The sequence below is a fragment of the Pseudomonas sp. Z1-12 genome (genome assembly GCF_051132015.1).
GTDB classification, from domain to species: Bacteria; Pseudomonadota; Gammaproteobacteria; order Pseudomonadales; family Pseudomonadaceae; genus Aquipseudomonas; species Aquipseudomonas zanjanensis.
Genome location: NZ_CP071647.1, coordinates 664,321 through 682,159, shown reverse-complemented (window position 1 = coordinate 682,159; position 17,839 = coordinate 664,321). Strand labels below are relative to the sequence as shown.

Genomic DNA, 17,839 nt, shown 5'->3' with positions numbered 1-17,839 from the left:
AGCCGGCCAGGGTCGGCCAATTGACGGCAGCTTTCTGACTGACCCCGCCCAGACCAAACCGCTGGCGATAACAAATTAGCTGTTCAGATTTTATCCAATTCGATCTTTAACCAGTCATCGAGAGCGGGTATCATGCCAACCCTTTTTCGAAGTCTCATGATCCGGCCCCACTTCAGGGAAGTCCTATGTCGGCGGTACGCATCGGCCCATATACATTGCAGAACGGCCTGGTTCTCGCCCCCATGGCGGGCGTCACCGACCAGCCCTTTCGTCAGTTGTGCAAACGATTGGGCGCAGGCCTGGTGGTTTCGGAAATGGTCACCAGCGACATGAGTTTGTGGAACACCCGCAAATCACGTCTGCGCATGATCCACGAAGGCGATCCCGAGCCCCGCTCGGTACAGATCGCCGGTGGCGAGGCACAGATGCTGGCGGAGGCGGCCCGGGCGAACGTCGAGCTGGGGGCGCAGATCATCGACATCAACATGGGCTGCCCGGCGAAGAAGGTCTGCAACAAGGCCGCCGGCTCGGCGCTGTTGAAGGATGAAGCGCTGGTCACCGAGATCCTGCAGGCAGTCGTCGCCGCGGTCGATGTGCCGGTGACCCTGAAGATCCGCACCGGGTGGGACCGGGAGAACAAGAATGGCCTGGTGGTGGCGAAGATCGCCGAACAGGCGGGTATCACGGCGCTGGCGGTGCATGGCCGCACCCGTGCCGACCTGTACACCGGCGAGGCCGAGTACGACACCATCGCCGCGATCAAGCAGGCGGTGTCGATTCCGGTGTTTGCCAACGGCGACATCGATTCGCCGGAGAAGGCCCGGTACGTGCTGGACGCGACCGGTGCCGATGGGCTGTTGATCGGCCGGGCCGCCCAGGGGCGGCCATGGATTTTTCGTGAGATCGAACATTACCTGCGCACCGGCGAAAAGCTCGCTGCGCCGCAGTTGTCCGAAGTGGAACGTATTCTGCTAGAGCATCTGGCCGCGCTACATGCCTTCTACGGAGAAGTCATGGGCGTACGCATCGCTCGCAAGCATGTGGGCTGGTATCTCGCAACCCTGCCGGGCGCCAGGGAGTTTCGCGCCCGTTTCAATCGTTTGGATGGTACGCAAGCACAATGCGCCGACGTTCAGGCGTTCTTCGCTGAGCGTTACAAGAGCCTGACAGGGGACGAAGGGGTGGCCGCATGACGATGATGACCGAGACTTTAGTGAGTGGAACAACACCCGTGAGCGACAACGTGAATTTGAAACAGCACCTCAATACGCCCAGCGAAGAAGGCCAGACCCTTCGCGGGAGTGTCGAGAAGGCGCTGCACAATTATTTCGCCCACCTTGAAGGCGCTGCCGTCACGGATGTGTACAACCTGGTGCTTTCCGAAGTCGAGGCGCCTCTGCTCGAAAGCGTGATGAACTACGTCAAGGGCAACCAGACCAAAGCCAGTGAGCTGCTGGGCCTGAACCGCGGCACCCTGCGAAAGAAACTCAAGCAGTACGACCTGCTGTAAGCATTCAATCGAACCAGAAAGGCGCCCGCATCAAAAACGGTCGCCTTTTTTGCTGACTTCCCTTGCTTTTGATGGAAATTGAAATGACCGACCAGACCACCCGCCTGCCGATCCGCCGCGCCTTGATCAGCGTTTCCGACAAGACCGGGATCCTCGAATTCGCCCGCGAGCTGCAACAGCTGGGCGTCGAGATTCTCTCCACCGGCGGAACCTTCAAGCTGCTGCAGGACAACGGGATCGCCGCAGTGGAAGTCGCGGACTACACCGGTTTTGCGGAAATGATGGACGGTCGGGTCAAGACCCTGCATCCCAAAATCCACGGTGGGATCCTCGGCCGTCGCGGCATCGACGACGCCATCATGAACGAACACGGCATCAAGCCAATCGACCTGGTAGCCGTCAACCTCTACCCGTTCGAAGCCACCATCAACAAGCCTGGCTGCGACCTGCCGACCGCCATCGAGAACATCGATATCGGCGGCCCGACCATGGTCCGCTCGGCGGCCAAGAACCATAAGGACGTCGCCATCGTAGTCAACGCCAGCGACTATGCCAGCGTGCTGGAAAACCTCAAGGCCGGTGGCCTGACCTACGCCCAGCGTTTCGACCTGATGCTCAAGGCTTTCGAACACACCGCTGCCTACGACGGCATGATCGCCAACTACATGGGCACCGTGAACCAGGCTGCCGAAACCCTGGGCACGGAAGGCCGCAGCGAATTCCCGCGCACCTTCAACACCCAGTTCGTCAAGGCCCAGGAAATGCGCTACGGCGAGAACCCGCACCAGAGCGCGGCGTTCTACGTGGAAGCCAAGCCCGCCGAAGTCGGCATTGCCACCGCCACCCAGCTGCAAGGCAAGGAATTGTCGTTCAACAACGTGGCCGATACCGACGCCGCGCTGGAATGCGTGAAGAGCTTCGTCAAGCCGGCCTGCGTGATCGTCAAGCACGCCAACCCGTGCGGCGTGGCCGTGAGCCCAGACGCCGAGGGCGGTATCCGCCAGGCCTACGAACTGGCCTACGCCACCGACACCGAGTCGGCCTTCGGCGGCATCATCGCCTTCAACCGCGAACTGGACGCCGAGACTGCCAAGGCCATCGTCGAGCGCCAGTTCGTCGAAGTAATCATCGCCCCTTCCGTCAGCGAAGAAGCTCGCGCCATTGTCGCCACCAAGGCCAACGTGCGGCTGCTGGCCTGCGGCCAATGGTCGGCCGACCGTGCGCCGGCCTGGGACTACAAGCGCGTCAACGGCGGCCTGCTGGTCCAGAGCCGCGACATCGGCATGATCGGCAGCGAAGACCTCAAGGTCGTGACCCAGCGTGCCCCGAGCGAACAGGAAATCAACGACCTGATCTTCGCCTGGAAAGTCGCCAAGTACGTCAAGTCCAACGCCATCGTCTACGCCAAGAACCGCCAGACCATCGGCGTCGGCGCCGGCCAGATGAGCCGCGTGAACTCGGCCCGCATCGCCGCCATCAAGGCTGAGCACGCCGGCTTGCAAGTACAGGGCGCGGTCATGGCCTCCGATGCATTCTTCCCGTTCCGCGACGGCATCGACAACGCGGCCAAGGTCGGCATCACCGCAGTGATCCAGCCGGGTGGTTCGATGCGTGACGCTGAGGTGATCGCTGCAGCCGATGAAGCCGGCATCGCCATGGTATTCACCGGCATGCGCCACTTCCGTCACTGACACACCGACCCACTGTGGGAGCGAGCTTGCTCGCGATAGCGGCGGCTCAGTCAGCATTGAAATCTGCTGACACACCGCCATCGCGAGCAAGCTCGCTCCCACAGAAAGGCAGCTTTAGCGCTGCATCCAGAACTAGCGTCATCCGAGGTTTTTGAAATGAATGTTTTGATCATTGGCAGCGGTGGCCGCGAACACGCCCTGGCCTGGAAAGTGGCCCAGGATCCCCGTGTACAGAAGGTTTTCGTCGCACCGGGCAATGCCGGCACCGCCATCGAAGCCAAGTGCGAAAACGTCGCCATCGACGTGCTGGCCTTGGAACAACTGGCCGATTTCGCCGAGAAGAACGTCTCGCTGACCATCGTCGGTCCGGAAGTGCCGCTGGTCGCCGGCGTGGTCGACCTGTTCCGCTCCCGTGGCCTGGACTGCTTCGGCCCGACCGCCGGTGCCGCGCAGCTGGAAGGCTCGAAAGCGTTCACCAAGGATTTCCTGGCGCGTCACAAGATCCCGACCGCCGACTACCAGAATTTCACTGAAATCGAACCGGCCCTGGCGTATCTGCGTGAGAAAGGCGCGCCGATCGTGATCAAGGCCGACGGCCTGGCCGCCGGTAAGGGCGTAATCGTTGCCATGACCCTGGCCGAGGCCGAGGACGCCGTGCGTGACATGCTCGCGGGCAATGCCTTCGGTGACGCCGGCTCCCGCGTGGTCATCGAAGAGTTCCTCGACGGCGAGGAAGCCAGCTTCATCGTCATGGTCGATGGCAAGAACGTCCTGCCGATGGCCACCAGCCAAGACCACAAGCGTGTCGGCGATGGCGACAGCGGCCCGAACACCGGCGGCATGGGCGCCTACTCCCCGGCCCCGGTGGTGACCGCACAGGTGCACCAACGCGTCATGGATCTGGTGATCTGGCCTACCGTGCGCGGCATGGCCGAAGAAGGCAATGTCTACACCGGTTTCCTCTACGCTGGCCTGATGATCGACAAGGCTGGTAACCCAAAAGTCATCGAATTCAACTGCCGTTTCGGCGATCCTGAGACCCAGCCGGTGATGCTGCGCCTGCAATCGAGCCTGGTCCTGCTGGTCGAGGCCGCACTGGCCCAGGCCCTGGACAAGGTCGAAGCCCAATGGGATCCGCGCCCAAGCGTCGGCGTCGTATTGGCCGCCGGTGGTTACCCGGGCGACTACGCCAAGGGTAGCGCGATCCAGGGCCTGGACGCTGCGGCACGGCTGGAAGGCAAGGTGTTCCATGCAGGCACGGCATTGAAGGATGGGCAAGTGGTCACGGCCGGCGGTCGTGTGCTTTGCGCCACCGCCTTGGGCGCTAGTGTCGACGCAGCTCAGCAGCAGGCCTACAAGCTTGCCGCCGAGATTGACTGGGAAGGTTGTTTCTACCGCAAGGACATTGGCTACCGTGCCATTGCCCGTGAGCGTGGCGAAAATCTGGAATAACCCAGCCATTCAGCCAGGCAAGGGTCTGCAGCCCTTGCCTGACTGTTCCGGCGCCGCGCATAGTTATAATCTGGCATCAACCTACGAAGGGATTTCGCCGTGCGCTGGCTCAGGATTGCCATAGGCTTTACCGTCACCCTGCTGACGCTGCTCTGCATGCTCCCGGCCCAGGCCGCGCCAGGCAGTGGCTGGGCGGTATTGCTCGACGAACAGGGCGACCTGACGCTGAGCGACATCCGCTCTGCCCGCTACACCAATCAATTCAGCCCCATCGATCTGGACCGTCTCAAGGCCGCCGAGCCCGGTGGTGCGTTATGGCTGCGTTTCCGCCTGGCCCCGGACAGGCACGAACAGATCCTGCGCATCTTCGCACCCGACCTGTCACGCCTGAACCTCTACGTGCTGGACGGCGACACCCTGGTTGATCAACAAGTCAGTGGCAATGCCACGCCGCATACCGAACCGACGGTGCCCAGCAGCGACTTCATGCTGCCCCTGCCGCGCATCGATAAATCCCTGGATGTCTACCTGCGACTGGCCTCGCGCCACGAATTGCGCCCCTATGTCACGTTGCAATCGGCTGTCGCGGCCGCGGCCGATCAGAACCAGACGCTGATTTATGGGCTGCTGTTCGGCTGCATCGCCATGCTGATCCTGCACAACCTCACCCGCTACGCCTATACCCGTTCACGCAGTTGCCTGTGGCTGGCGGCCTGTGAAGGGCTGCTGATGCTCAGCCTGGTGCTGTTGCTGAACCTGGCCGGCCCCTGGCTGCCCGACTGGCCGGCGGTGCAGACGCCCGGGGCCTACCTGGCGCTACTGCTGACGGCGCCCTGCGGCCTGATGTTCGCCTACCGCTTCTTCGCGCCCTTGGGCCCGCACCCGTTGAACCGGCTGCTGCTGGGGGACATTGTGTTCGTCATGCTGTGCAGCCTGCTGCTGTTGTTCGTCAACACGCTGCCACTCAATATCATGACCTATGCCCTGGTGGCCCTGGCCGGCCTGAGCATGCTGTTCGTCAGCGCCTGGCACTGGCAAAAGGGCTACCGCCCGGCCCGGCTGTTCGTCGCGGCCATGGTGGTCTTCAACCTGGGCACGCTGATCATCCTTCCGGCACTGCAAGGGCTTACGGAAGTCCCTCCCCAGGGCTTGATCATCACCCTGCTGGTCTTCATCTGCATCAGTGGCCTGTTGATGAGTGTCGCCCTGGGCGAGCGCCAGCGCTCGATCAACGAAAGCCGTTTCAGCCTCAGCCGCGACCTGGCGGCGAGCAATGCCGAAATCAATGCCAAGGCCGAATTCCTGGCGAAGATCAGCCACGAGATCCGCACCCCGATGAACGGTGTGCTGGGCATGACCGAGTTGCTGCTGGGCACGCCGCTGTCGGTCAAGCAGCGCGACTACGTGCAGACGATCCATAGCGCCGGCAATGAACTGCTGACCCTGATCAACGAGATCCTCGACATTTCCCGGCTCGAATCCGGGCAGATCGAACTGGACGATGTGCAGTTCGACCTCAATGCCCTGATCGAGGATTGCCTGAGCATCTTCCGCGCCAAGGCTGAACAGCAGAACGTCGAGCTGATCAGTTTCATCCAGCCCCAGGTACCACGCGTGATCAGCGGCGACCCTACACGGCTGCGCCAGGCGTTGCTGAGCCTGCTGGAAAATGCCCTGAAGAAGACCGACGAAGGCGAAGTGCTGATCGTCGTCGCCCTCGACGAACGCAGCCATCAGCCCCGCCTGCGCATCGCCGTGCAGGACAGCGGGACGCCAATGGACGCAGAGGAGCGCGACACGCTGATGCACGCCGAGCTGCACAGCAAGAACTTTCTCTCGGCCACACGCCTGGGCGGCCATCTGGGCCTGGTCATCGCCCGCCAGCTGATCATCCTGATGCACGGGGAATTCGGCATCAAAAGCGGCAGCAACCAGGGCAGTACCCTGTGGCTGACCTTGCCGCTGGACCCGGATCGCCTCGAACACCCGACTTCCGATCTCGATGGTCCGCTGCAAGGGGCACGGGTGTTGATCGTCGACGACAACGACACCTGCCGCAAAGTGCTGGTGCAGCAATGCAGCGCCTGGGGCCTGAACGTCAGCGCGGTGCCCTCGGGCAAGGAAGCCCTGGCACTGCTGCGCACCAAGGCGCACCTGCGGGATTATTTTGACGTGGTGCTGCTGGACCAGAACATGCCGGGCATGACCGGCATGCAACTGGCGGCCAAGATCAAGGAAGATCCGAGCCTGAACCACGACATCCTGTTGATCATGCTCACCGGCATCAGCAACGCTCCGAGCAAGATCGTAGCGCGCAACAGCGGGGTCAAGCGCATCCTCGCCAAGCCGGTGGCCGGCTATACCCTCAAGACCACCCTGGCGGACGAGCTGAACCAGCGCAACCGGGGCCAGGCGACGAGCATGCAAGTGAATGCAGGCCCGCCCATCCCGGTGAAAGTGCCGAGTGACTTCCGCATCCTGGTGGCCGAGGACAACAGCATCTCCACCAAGGTCATCCGCGGCATGCTCGGCAAGCTCAACCTGCAACCCGACACCGCCAGCAACGGTGAGGAAGCCCTCAGGGCCATGAAGGAGCAACGCTACGACCTGGTCCTGATGGACTGCGAAATGCCGATCCTCGACGGTTTCTCCGCTACCCAACAATTGCGTGCCTGGGAAATGGGTAACCAGCGCACCCGCACGCCAGTGGTAGCGCTCACGGCGCACATCCTGGCCGAGCACAAGGAGCGCGCCCGCCAGGCCGGGATGGACGGGCACATGGCCAAGCCTGTGGAGCTGTCACAACTGCGCGAGCTGATCGAACACTGGGTGGCCCAGCGCGACCAGCAGAACAAGACTGCCGAGCACACCTCCTGAGGCACCGCACGGCAATCGCTTGTACTTGCAGTTCTATTCACAATTCCAACGCATGGATATTACGCGTTGTTTCGGCCATAACCGCAGCCGCGACTTTTTTCCTGAACGTGGCGTAATGCAGCGTACTGAATGTGACGATTGCCATCTGCTCGATACTGGTGGTCACGACGTCTTCCATAGGCCAGAACAAAAACTTCGAAACCACCCTGCGCGTACTGAATTGTTTGTGATAGAGCGCTATTTCTACTTTTCCGGGAGCCTTCGACACACAAGGAATCACCTGGAAAAAACCTCGGTCACGCTGCAGGCTGGCGCCTTCGAATACTTCAATCGCATCCGGCTTGTTCCTCAACGCCGCTAACACCTGGCTCGCCTGCTGAGAAAAATCCCCCCCCAATGACTCGGATATCTGCCGTGAAACGCTGTCGGCCATCAATCCCCGCCCGGCCCTTGCGAGGCTGACCTGCCGGGCGGTGTCCCACCCCAGGTATTTGAGCTTGTTCTTGTAATAGTCGAACCAATTGCCCACCAAACCGTCCCGGTACGCCGAGCGCGTGGACAACTGCGCGTATAGGTTGCTCAAGTAGATATCTTCTCGATCTTGCGCAGACATGCCTTCATTGCATGAGACGAGGCTCCCCCCTATGACCGCAGCCCTTGAAGTGGCGCTGCCAAGAAATGTTTGCTCGCCGACCTGTTGAAAATAGGTATCAATCATACAGATTTTCCCCGGCCAGCTCGTGCTGATGGGCATCCGAAACGTCAAAAATGTTCTTCACTGTCTTATCGCCCAATTTTCTAATGATCACTTCGCGCAGCGGCCCATAAAGCGCATCTGACAGATTGACCTGGAAGTACTTCAGTTGAATATTGCCCAGGATACTGTCAGTGGCGAAAGATTGACCCAGTGGGTTGGAAACCACTTGTTCCCTTGTGTCGAACTCCACATAGAAGCTATTCAGCACAGGGCCGTGTTGGACGAGAATGACTTGCAGGCTGACCTTGCAAGCCGCTTCGACGGGAGCATCGGCTGATGGTCCGTCCTTGAACTTTCGAACGTGCTCGCGCAGTACATCAATGGCCGGCGAGGTAACGGGTAATTGGGCAACGCGATTCAATACGCGACAGACTTCATCGCGCGTCGCCGAATCAAGATGATCGGCCAATGGGGGCCCCAGCCAATCCGTCAACTTGACTGTCGAGGCGTCACCCACTGCCAAACTTTCCCATGCGACCTCTCTCTGCAACCAAGCAGTACTCAATACCTCCCGGTACGTTTCATACCAGGCTTGCACTTGGGAAAAATTGGGATTTCTTTTGTCGGCTACCAACTGCGCAAATAACACCGAGTTCAATACATCGAGTCGTTCCTGCTCCAGCATATCCCGCGGCATTAAAATAACGGCACCCGCATTCACAAACACCGAATAATGTTCGCCCATTACAACCCCCTGGCTTTTATAGATGGCGACCGCAACGCGGTCGCCAAGCGATCATATGAGATCAAATTTCATATTCTTCGATTTTGGTTACCGCACGGACCCCCAGTTTCCCCAGGATAGTCGCTCGGGTTAGGTTAATCAGCGTCGGCACCATGGCCATGTGGCTTTCACCACGATAGAGATCGACCGAACCACTGTCCCAATTGACAAACAAGACTTGGGTCTGATTCGTCCGTTGAATGAAGCGCACCGCACCCATCGCCATAAGAACTTCACCCTGCGGCGTCTCATGGCATGCCGACACACTAAAACCTCCGGAGCCGGACTCCTTGATGTTCTGCTCGAACAGCCGAAGTGGTCTATCGCGGGCTTCCAACTTACTAATAGCATTCCTTGCAACCTCGAGCATCAGCAATGAAGTTGGGCCGGGAATGGCAGCAGCGGTTGCCGCCGAGCCCAGGATACTCAGCACCAACTGATCCATCTTGAAGCTCTTGCCAGAGGCCGCGACAGAGTCGTAATACTTCCTGACAATAACCCAACCGCAAGTTTGCATAACCTCTAGAAACTTGCCATACCACTCTTTGCCCTGATCATCCCGTGGGAATTGCTTGCTCGCCACTAAGGAGGCAAATAAATATGAGTGTTGAACATCGGCTTGGTTTTGCTCGGACATTCCCGAAACAAAAGCCAGAACACCGTCACCCACCACCGATGCACGATCCGGCTTTTCAATGTCAGAATTCAACACCGTGTAATTATCTAGAAGGACACGCGGAGCAATCCTAACTGCATCCGTCGATATATCATATGCCTGCAAGCGTTCAACGCGATCAGACAGGGTTACCACTGCATCTGCTTTAATAGTCATCATCTTTTCCTTATTGATTAAAGTCCTCCATGGACTTGAGACCAACTTATCCAACCCATCCCCCAACAACAAGCCAACAACTGTAACCATGCATATTAAAATCGAAGTTAACCCATCAAAGTGCCCCGACAACTCACCCAGCGTAAGCACCCGCCAGCTTAAATCGACATGTTCCAATACTCTGGTTTTCAGCCCCCGACGCCAGCCGACAAACGCCCCCGACGCCTGATAGACTCCACGTCAAACTCATTCGTCGCGAGCCTCAACCATGCTTCATGTGCTGTTCAGCGTTTATCTGAAGATGCTGGTGCTCTACAGCCCCTTCTTCGTGCTGTCATGTTTTATCGGGCTGACTCGCGGCTATTCGCGCAAGGAACAACGCCGCCTGGCCTGGAAGGTCGCGACCGCGACGCTGGTCTCCAGTGTGTTGCTGTATTTGTTTGGGCGGGTGATTTTCAGCGTGTTCGGCATCACCGTGGACGCATTCCGGATCGGCGCCGGCAGTGTGCTGTTCATTTCGGCACTGGGCATGGCCCAGGGCAAGTCGGCCGTGCAGACCGACAATGTGCAGCAGGACGTGACCATCGTCCCGCTGACCATTCCGTTGACCGTCGGCCCCGGCACCATCGGCGCCCTGCTGGTGATGGGCGTGAGCCAGCCGCACTGGGACGACAAACTCATGGCCATCATCAGCATCGCCCTGGCCAGCTTTACCGTGGGCGTGGTGCTGTACCTGTCCAGCCGCATCGAACGGATCCTCGGCGACCAGGGCTTGCAGATCGTCAGCCGCCTGATGGGGCTGTTTGTCTGCGCCTTGGCGGCGCAGATCATTTTTACCGGCGTGCGAGGTTACCTGGTGCCGTGACGGGAGACGGCTTACCCTGCGACCGGCGCTGGCGCCAGCAGCTCCTCCAGCGTTGCACTGCCGGTCGCACCCAACGCCTTTAATCGCGTCACAAACATCGACACCGGGCTCGCTTGTGCAGCGTTGAAACCCAGGCACAGTTCGCCACGCAATACCGGATCGGCGGAACACACATCGCGCAGAATCAAGCAGCGTTCACTGTCCGGGTCAACGATGACCAGGTGCGCCTGGACGATCTCGAACACGAGTTTTTCAGGCTCATCGAATGCGCAGATCAAGGTGCTTAGCATGGCGGGCGTTTCACCCAGGGCATGACGACAGTCGACAATGACCGACTCCAGTTTCAGCCACACCGGCTTCGTCAACTGGCACGTCACCGAGCCTTGGCCCAGGCGCAGAACCAACCGGGTGACCTCGTCGAGAATCAGCGGCGAAAGATCGCGGCCGACACTCTCTCCTTCAACCACCAGCACCTGGGCGTTGCGCTGGATATAATCGAACGGCCCGATGCTTCGCTTGTCTGGATAAATGAGCACCCGCCCGTCCTGATGCTCGTGCAATAACACGTTCACCTGCGCTTGAGTGCCCAGCAGGGTGAAGTCTGTGGGTAGACTCTTGCCGGTTACCCGCAGCAACCGGGCGCTTTGCACGTCATACCAGCGCAGGCTCCCAGGCTCGGACTCCACCGACACGAACTCGTCGTGCCGGGCCGTTTCCAGCAATCGTTGGAGGCCTTCGACCAAGTGCTCGCCCTGAGCAGTCACCCAGGCGTAATTGACCCCGGTGATGGTCGCCGTTTCCTGATGACGCAGCGCCAACTCCACACCGTCCACGCTTATGCCGCGCAATCCGGAGCCTTCGAGCGTGACGTCAGCGAGCCGCCAGCCCGCCCATTCCCGTTGATAAGCCGGCAGGTTGGCACCTGGCAACAGTTGCGAGCCGGTGCCAAAAGCCTGGTCAAGCTGCTGCGGGTCGAAGAACGGCTGGCTCATGACTTCACCGTCAGACCGATTGAACAGCCAGACCGACTCGTTGTCCGGTATCACGCCGAGCAAGCGCACTTCCTTGTCCAGCCCCGCATCGCATAACAACAACCGGTGCGTCACGTACCAGGCACAGAGATTGCCGTCACCGACGGTGTTGCGCACGCCGGCAATGGCGAAGTCCTTGGCCGGATAGCGCTTGGCCAGCGGCTCAAGCGCCTGCCACCACTGGGCACGGTCTTTGAGCCATCGCTCACTCACACCGGCGAACTGCAGCGCGCCTTGCGCAACCAAGTTGAAAAACAGCCCGTTTTCATCGAGTGCCACATAGCCCCCTTCGACCGACAGGACCTGTCTGAGCCCTTCTGGCTGCATCCATTGGTGCGTCCACTGCGCCTTACCGTCCGTCACGCTGCGTTGCAGTCGGCAGAGCGTCTGGTTGGGGCTGACTCGCTGGTAAACGAAGAACACATCGCTGTCGCCGGCCATGGGTAAGAGCATCAGACCGTCCAGATTCTTGATCGAGTCGTCCCAACCTCGGGCATGGTGCTGGGCCGGTGGTGCAGGGATCAGGCAACGATCGCTACGGCGTATCCACACCATGTCTCGGACGCTGGGCGCAATCGTCCAACAGATCGAAACATATGACGCCGGTTGCCAATAGACAGCCGTAGACCCAGTGTTCGAGGAGTTGGCGCCCAGTCGAGCGAAATTGCCCAGCACGGACGACCACTCGGCCAGCGTATCGCCAGTCAACAGCAGCGCTTGCAGCTGCGGTGCCCTGTCGTAGGTGACGGAACTCAGCGATAATTGCCCGTCATGAATCAGGTATCGGTATTGCCGGACGGCTTGATGGTCATCAACGTGCTCCTGCAAAACATGAATCACTCCCTGGGCATCAGCCTCGATGTTGCGAATGGTGCTCTTGCCCTCCTGGACGAGTAGCACATAACGGCATTCGAGCAGGCCCGTCGCACAATCCGCCTGCCAGATCTGGTACCCGTCGGGATCGTAAAAATACGCCGAATCATCCACGACCAGTGACAATCGTGGCTCGCCGAGTACTTCAATGTCGTCGCGGATGTAAAGGAAACGGTCTTCGGCCGCGTCATACCAGGCCGTGGTATAGCGAGGTTCTTGAGGATCCTCGAATGGAACCAGGTAGCGGTCGATCGTTGTATAAGGCAACGCCAATCGATGCTCGCGCGCCAGGCCCTGGTAGTGGTCAAGCAACGCCTGTTCATCGAGCCCCTCGGGCGCCGTCTGCTCGACAATATTCAGTTGGCTCTTATTCCCGGTGACATCGAACAATTGGTCGGCTGTGCGAACCAGTACGCGGTTCCGGCCGACACAAGTGACATGGATAGAGCCGATGTACAAATCACCGGACGGCTCGACCCGGATATCACTGTCCTTGGCCCAGGTTGCCTGCAACACCCAGCGACAATACGTCAGGTTCGGAGCGACAAGCCTTAGGTTGACCCCGGGATTGAGCGCCACGGTACAGCTTGCGCCGGCGCCCCTGAGCCAATAGGACAGTTTTCCTTGCCAGGCTTGCGGCAGGATAGGAACCACGAGCGTGCGCTCCACCGCATCCAGGTACACCCGGACGACCGTTTCGCCGTACACCGGGTTCAGACGATTGAGAATGTAATCGGAAGGAAACGAATAGAACGAGAACCTGAACAGCCACGTATCGTCCGCTTGCTTCTTTTCCAGCCGGCGAGCCGTGTCGAAGCCGCGATCATGGCGCCAGCGAGCAAAGGGTAGCGCCTTGTATTCATAACCGTACGTGGTTTGCGGCGTGCAGGGCAGCACGATGGGTCGTCCGCTGGGCGGGGCGAATCCGATCTGTCTGGGCAGCCCCAACTCTCGACGGATGTCGATCGTCCGCGCGTCATCGGGATCGAAACCCGGCACACCGAAATGATCATGCAGGGGATACAGCTTGGGACTGTCGAGCTGCACCGTTGCGTCGTTCAGGTCAATGCTTTTGATCAGCAGTGGCGAACGTGGCACCCACGCATCCAACTTGTGATCATGGTAGTAGCCATCGCCACGATAAGCCTGCTCCAGATCGGCAAAAAAATCTCCGACTTGTTGCGCTTCGCGAGCAATGCTGGCAAACCCCTGGGCCAGTGCAGCGACCCCGACGGCCAAGCCACCCAATATCACCCCCGCGCCGCCGAGTACCCCCGCCGCAGTCGACGCGCCGGCCAACCCTGCCCCGATGCCGCCCGCCATCAGGGCCAGGCTGGCAGAGTCGAACGCCAGCTGGGTCCCGAATTGCGCCGTCTCGATGCCGTTGCGTGCCGTCTTCAGTTGATAGATATCAAAGCCGACATTGGCCAGCCCCAACACCGCGCCGACGCCTTCGTTGGCCGCATGCCCCAGCGCCTGGCCGACGATCGGCGCGCACGTGCGAGCGATGAGCCGTTCTTCCGTCAACGCGGTACGGACCAACTGCACCAGGCCCGCCACATCCACAACGTTGCCATGCACCAGCTGCGCATAGTTGACGTAGGCGTGCAGGCGAACGGCAGTGGTCAGCGTTCGGTCAGCGCCTTCCCGGCTGCGCAAGGCGTTCATCAATGCCTGGATGGTGAAACCCGCATTGAGGGTATGAACACTCCCGGCCTCGGTCGGGTCCAGGACGCTGCCCGCCTGCACGGGTTTGCGCGCCAGGGTCGAAAACTGTTCCGACAACCAGTTCTTGATCCGCAGCAGGCGATGATCGTCGCTGAGCACGCGGACCGGCTGTTGTGGGTGCGCGGGGTCGATCAGGCTCACCCGGTATTTGCCTTCCGGCGTGATTTCCAGCGTTTCGAACAAGGGCACCAGCGGGGTCGTCGAGCCATGCAGCTCTTGCAAGCCGACCGTTACCTGGGCGATCTGCTGGCCCCACCAGTGGCTATCCAGCTTCAATAAACTGCTACCCAAGTGCGCGTTTTCCGCCAAGGATCTGCCATGGGCACTGTTCAAGCGCTGGCGAATTGCAAGCGTCGGTTTTCCTGGCAAGGGGTCGGGCCTGAGCAGGTGTTCCACGGTAAAGCCATCAGCCAGTTCCATGGCAGCGATCTTTTCGCTGTGCAAGTCGATCAGATCGAATTCCGGTCGAGCGGCAGGACCATAGGCCGCGTAATAGTGGGCCATGCCCTCTGTCTGGAAAAATCGTTCCAGCGCAGTTTGCAGCCCATCCGCATGCTCAAACTTGCACAGGCCGAAGTTGGGGTCGAAGAAATGATAGGTGGCACGTTCGCCGCTAACAGTCTTGGCCACCAACATCGAGTGGTTATCAGAATTGAGCATCACCATACGGGGGCCGCTGCGCGTCTCGAGCAGGTTTTTGACCTGATCCAGATTCGCCTGTCCCAAACGTGTTCCGACCTCATGCATCGGTACATCCCGCAACGCTTCCAGCGACCGCAGAAAGGCTTGGGCATCGGCCTCACTGGGTTCGAGCACCGCCAGGTAGAAGCGTCCGCGCAAGTGCCCGGAAGACACTTCACCCTGGGCCAGCGCTGCGCTCATCACCAACGCCAGGGGATAGCAGCGCCCGCCAATCGCCTCGCCATCGCTATCGAGCAGCAAATCCTGGGGGACCATTTGCACGCCGTTGTGGCCGAATCCGTCCAGCACCTGCGCGGAGCGTTCAACGACCTTGAGGCGATGCTCAAGGGTCGCCACTTTCTGGATTCGTGCGACTTGACGCCCCCATTGGAACAACGTCCGCGCCTGTTTCAAGGCCGTTTTCTTCAGCTCCAGCGCGCTGTCGGACGGCAGCGGCGCATCCGCCGAGTCGCTCACCAGGCCATTCATGAAGCTGGCCGTCTTACGCTTGAACAATTGCCGCTCGATAACCGCGTAACGGCCGGCAATACCCTGTTCGGCAACGCTGTTGGCCAGGTTTTCCAACTCACTGGTGAAAGCATTGAAACGCGAGTTGTCCAGGGTGTCCAAGCCCAGCAACACGCCCAGCGACAGCCGCTGTATCGGGCTGGCCTCGATGAAGCGCCGGGTACCGCTGGCGATATCGACCAGCACGTCGTCGATCCCCAGGTCCTGCATCTTTGCATCGCTCAGGAATGCCGGAGCCAGCGTATCGGTTGTCTGGCGCCGGATACGCTGGCGATCATCGAAACTCAACGGCAGCGGCTTCTCGAAGCGGATCTCACCGTCGTGTCCCTGGCTCATCGCCTCGATGAAGGGTTCGCCAAGCCCCTCGACCAATCGCTCCAATACATCCGTCAACAGTACCGCTCGCCCTTCGATCAGCGGCCAGCCCTGTTGGAAGTTGATCGTCGAATGCTGGAGCAGTTGCGCGATGTCGCCTTTATAACTTGGATAATTGCTCGCTTTCCAAAGCGCCAACTCATCGCTGACCCACTTTTCGGGATCGGTTCCATTGACCTTCCATGAATGATCCAGCTCTTCTTCGGTGGCGCCGTTAACGGTTGAATAGGGGGCAATGGCTGCCTCGTTAAGCAGTTTTTCTGCAACGGATGGGACCAAGTGCGCTTTTGCATAGTCGGCCATGCCATCGTTCATGGCGCCGGGACCTGTGAGGTAGATAGTCCCTTCGCTTTCAAGATGAATGCCATCGCGAAAATAGGTCGCTATGGCTTCGGCCAGAAATGCGGCAAACATCGCGTCTTTCGAAGGCAGTTCTTCCAAAGGCCCATACGTCGTCTCCAACACTTCGCGCACCAATTCACTCATCTCACCAGCGTTGCTCAATGCAACACCACGTTGAGCAGCCAGTCGGGTGGAAGCCTCCAACACCTCATAGTTGAAGCGGAAACGCTCGATGACACTTTTCAGGATGCTCGAACCCGGGTGAGCCATCAGGAATGCATTCGCCAATGATTCACGTATTGCCGCAGCGCGCAGCGCGAAGGGCCTGACGAGGCGATCCGCCGGCGCCTTGAAAACCTCGCCCAGGCTTGGCCGCCCCTGCGCGAAAGCCTGCAGTGCCGACAGCTGCTCAGCGGGAATTCTGGCGTAATACTTGGAGGACTCGGTACGACCGGGCATCCATTGCGGGTTGTTGTTCAACAGCAACTGCAGGATTCCCACACGGGCATCAAAGCCCAAGGCACTGATATCGACACCCCCCAAGATATCCACCAATGGGGGAAGATGATCGATATCGCTGTAACTTCCACCTTGGTCGAACAGGACTTCAGCGCGTACCAGATCGGACGCCGCCGCCATATTGCCGCGCAAACGCATCTCCTGCTCATAAATACCCTGCAATTGCAGGGGTGCCTCGCTGGCGGCAAGATCACGCAATTGAAGGGGACCCTCAGCCATGGTCTCGACGCTCTGCCTGTTACGTTGCCTTAATGCCTGCAACTGCTGGGCATCCTGGCCGTAGGCGCGAACCAATAAATCCATGCGGGCTTCATCGGCCGATCCACCCTTGGCCACCGCCGCATTGATGTGCGCATACATTTGTTGCTTCAGTACAATGGCGCGTTCCTCGTAAAGCGTCGCCAGTTTTTCTGCACTCACCGTGCCACTTACGTGTGAAAGAGCATTTGCCTTGGCAGCTTCGACAATAATTTTATTGGTTTGCCAGGCAACTAGTGCATCGCTGTCATACCAAAGATTCAGCGTGTAACCCTGCCCGGCCAACACCTGCCGCCATACATTGAGGTAATCGCGCTGAATGTCGCCAAGCCCGCCACCGAGCCAGACGAAGTGCACGGTCTTGGGCACTTTAATAGGCGGCTTCTTCATTTGTTCGAGGCTGAACCGAAGGCGCGCCTCCTCGTGGTCGATCTCGTTATACAGTTGTGGCGCGTCCTTTGTAGCCCCGGACCGGCTGACGATGGATGCAGCCTCGCTGCGCTTGACTCTTCGGTGGCCCAACAGCTCGGCGAGCGCCTGCTTCAACAGCCCCAATGGCTCGAGCAGCCTGTGGGAGTCCGGCATGCCGACACAGGCAGAGTAATAACGAATGACCCTGTCGTATTGCTCGTTGTTTTTGTAGGGCAACAGGGCCCGTTCGAGGTCGGCCAGTTTGAAAAGTTTGCCGAATTCACCCCCACCACTACTATCGTTATTCGCGTCCTGCATAAAAAACACTCCTTGACCTGTTCCAGCGCAAAAGAACAGGCCTATAAATACTGTCACCAGAGCGAGT

The 17,839-nt window shown here is 59.6% G+C and carries 10 protein-coding genes; 6 read left to right on the top strand and 4 right to left on the bottom strand.

The window, feature by feature from the left end:
- Positions 1–185 precede the first annotated feature (185 nt).
- The 5 genes from dusB to J3P85_RS02900 all read left to right on the top strand — a co-directional run bounded on the left by dusB (position 186) and on the right by J3P85_RS02900 (position 7,530).
- A complete protein-coding gene (dusB, locus tag J3P85_RS02920; RefSeq protein ID WP_434704837.1) occupies positions 186–1,193 on the top strand; it encodes a tRNA dihydrouridine synthase DusB in 1,008 nt (335 codons plus the stop codon).
- Entirely contained in the window at positions 1,190–1,510 is a 321-nt protein-coding gene (fis, locus tag J3P85_RS02915; protein WP_003186237.1) for a DNA-binding transcriptional regulator Fis, read from the top strand. The genes dusB and fis overlap by 4 nt, the downstream gene beginning before the upstream one ends.
- Before the next feature lie 83 nt (positions 1,511–1,593).
- Positions 1,594–3,201 (top strand): bifunctional phosphoribosylaminoimidazolecarboxamide formyltransferase/IMP cyclohydrolase, encoded by a 1,608-nt coding sequence (gene purH, locus J3P85_RS02910; protein ID WP_434704836.1) that lies wholly within the window; start codon positions 1,594–1,596, stop codon positions 3,199–3,201.
- Positions 3,202–3,357: 156 nt separating this feature from the next.
- Entirely contained in the window at positions 3,358–4,653 is a 1,296-nt protein-coding gene (purD, locus tag J3P85_RS02905) for a phosphoribosylamine--glycine ligase (RefSeq protein ID WP_186707878.1), read from the top strand.
- 99 nt (positions 4,654–4,752) lie between these two features.
- On the top strand, positions 4,753–7,530 hold the full coding sequence (locus J3P85_RS02900) for a response regulator (protein ID WP_434704835.1): 2,778 nt from the start codon (positions 4,753–4,755) through the stop codon (positions 7,528–7,530).
- A gap of 37 nt (positions 7,531–7,567) precedes the next feature.
- Here the strand turns inward: J3P85_RS02900 and J3P85_RS02895 are convergent, their stop codons facing one another.
- From J3P85_RS02895 to J3P85_RS02885, 3 genes are all read right to left on the bottom strand, one after another.
- The gene (locus J3P85_RS02895) at positions 7,568–8,248 is read right to left on the bottom strand and encodes a hypothetical protein (protein WP_434704834.1); all 681 of its coding nucleotides are present in this window, start codon (positions 8,246–8,248) and stop codon (positions 7,568–7,570) included.
- The gene (locus J3P85_RS02890) at positions 8,241–8,972 is read right to left on the bottom strand and encodes a hypothetical protein (protein ID WP_434704833.1); all 732 of its coding nucleotides are present in this window, start codon (positions 8,970–8,972) and stop codon (positions 8,241–8,243) included. The genes J3P85_RS02895 and J3P85_RS02890 overlap by 8 nt, the downstream gene beginning before the upstream one ends.
- Before the next feature lie 61 nt (positions 8,973–9,033).
- A complete protein-coding gene (locus J3P85_RS02885; protein ID WP_434704832.1) occupies positions 9,034–9,843 on the bottom strand; it encodes a hypothetical protein in 810 nt (269 codons plus the stop codon).
- Between the two features lie 268 nt (positions 9,844–10,111).
- On the opposite strand from J3P85_RS02885, the gene J3P85_RS02880 reads away from it, so the two are divergent.
- Positions 10,112–10,708, top strand: a complete 597-nt coding sequence (locus J3P85_RS02880; RefSeq protein WP_014336378.1) for a MarC family protein — start codon at positions 10,112–10,114, stop codon at positions 10,706–10,708.
- A gap of 11 nt (positions 10,709–10,719) precedes the next feature.
- On the opposite strand, the gene J3P85_RS02875 is transcribed toward J3P85_RS02880, so the two are convergent.
- The gene (locus tag J3P85_RS02875) at positions 10,720–17,772 is read right to left on the bottom strand and encodes a TcdA/TcdB pore-forming domain-containing protein (RefSeq protein ID WP_434704831.1); all 7,053 of its coding nucleotides are present in this window, start codon (positions 17,770–17,772) and stop codon (positions 10,720–10,722) included.
- Positions 17,773–17,839: the final 67 nt, after the last annotated feature.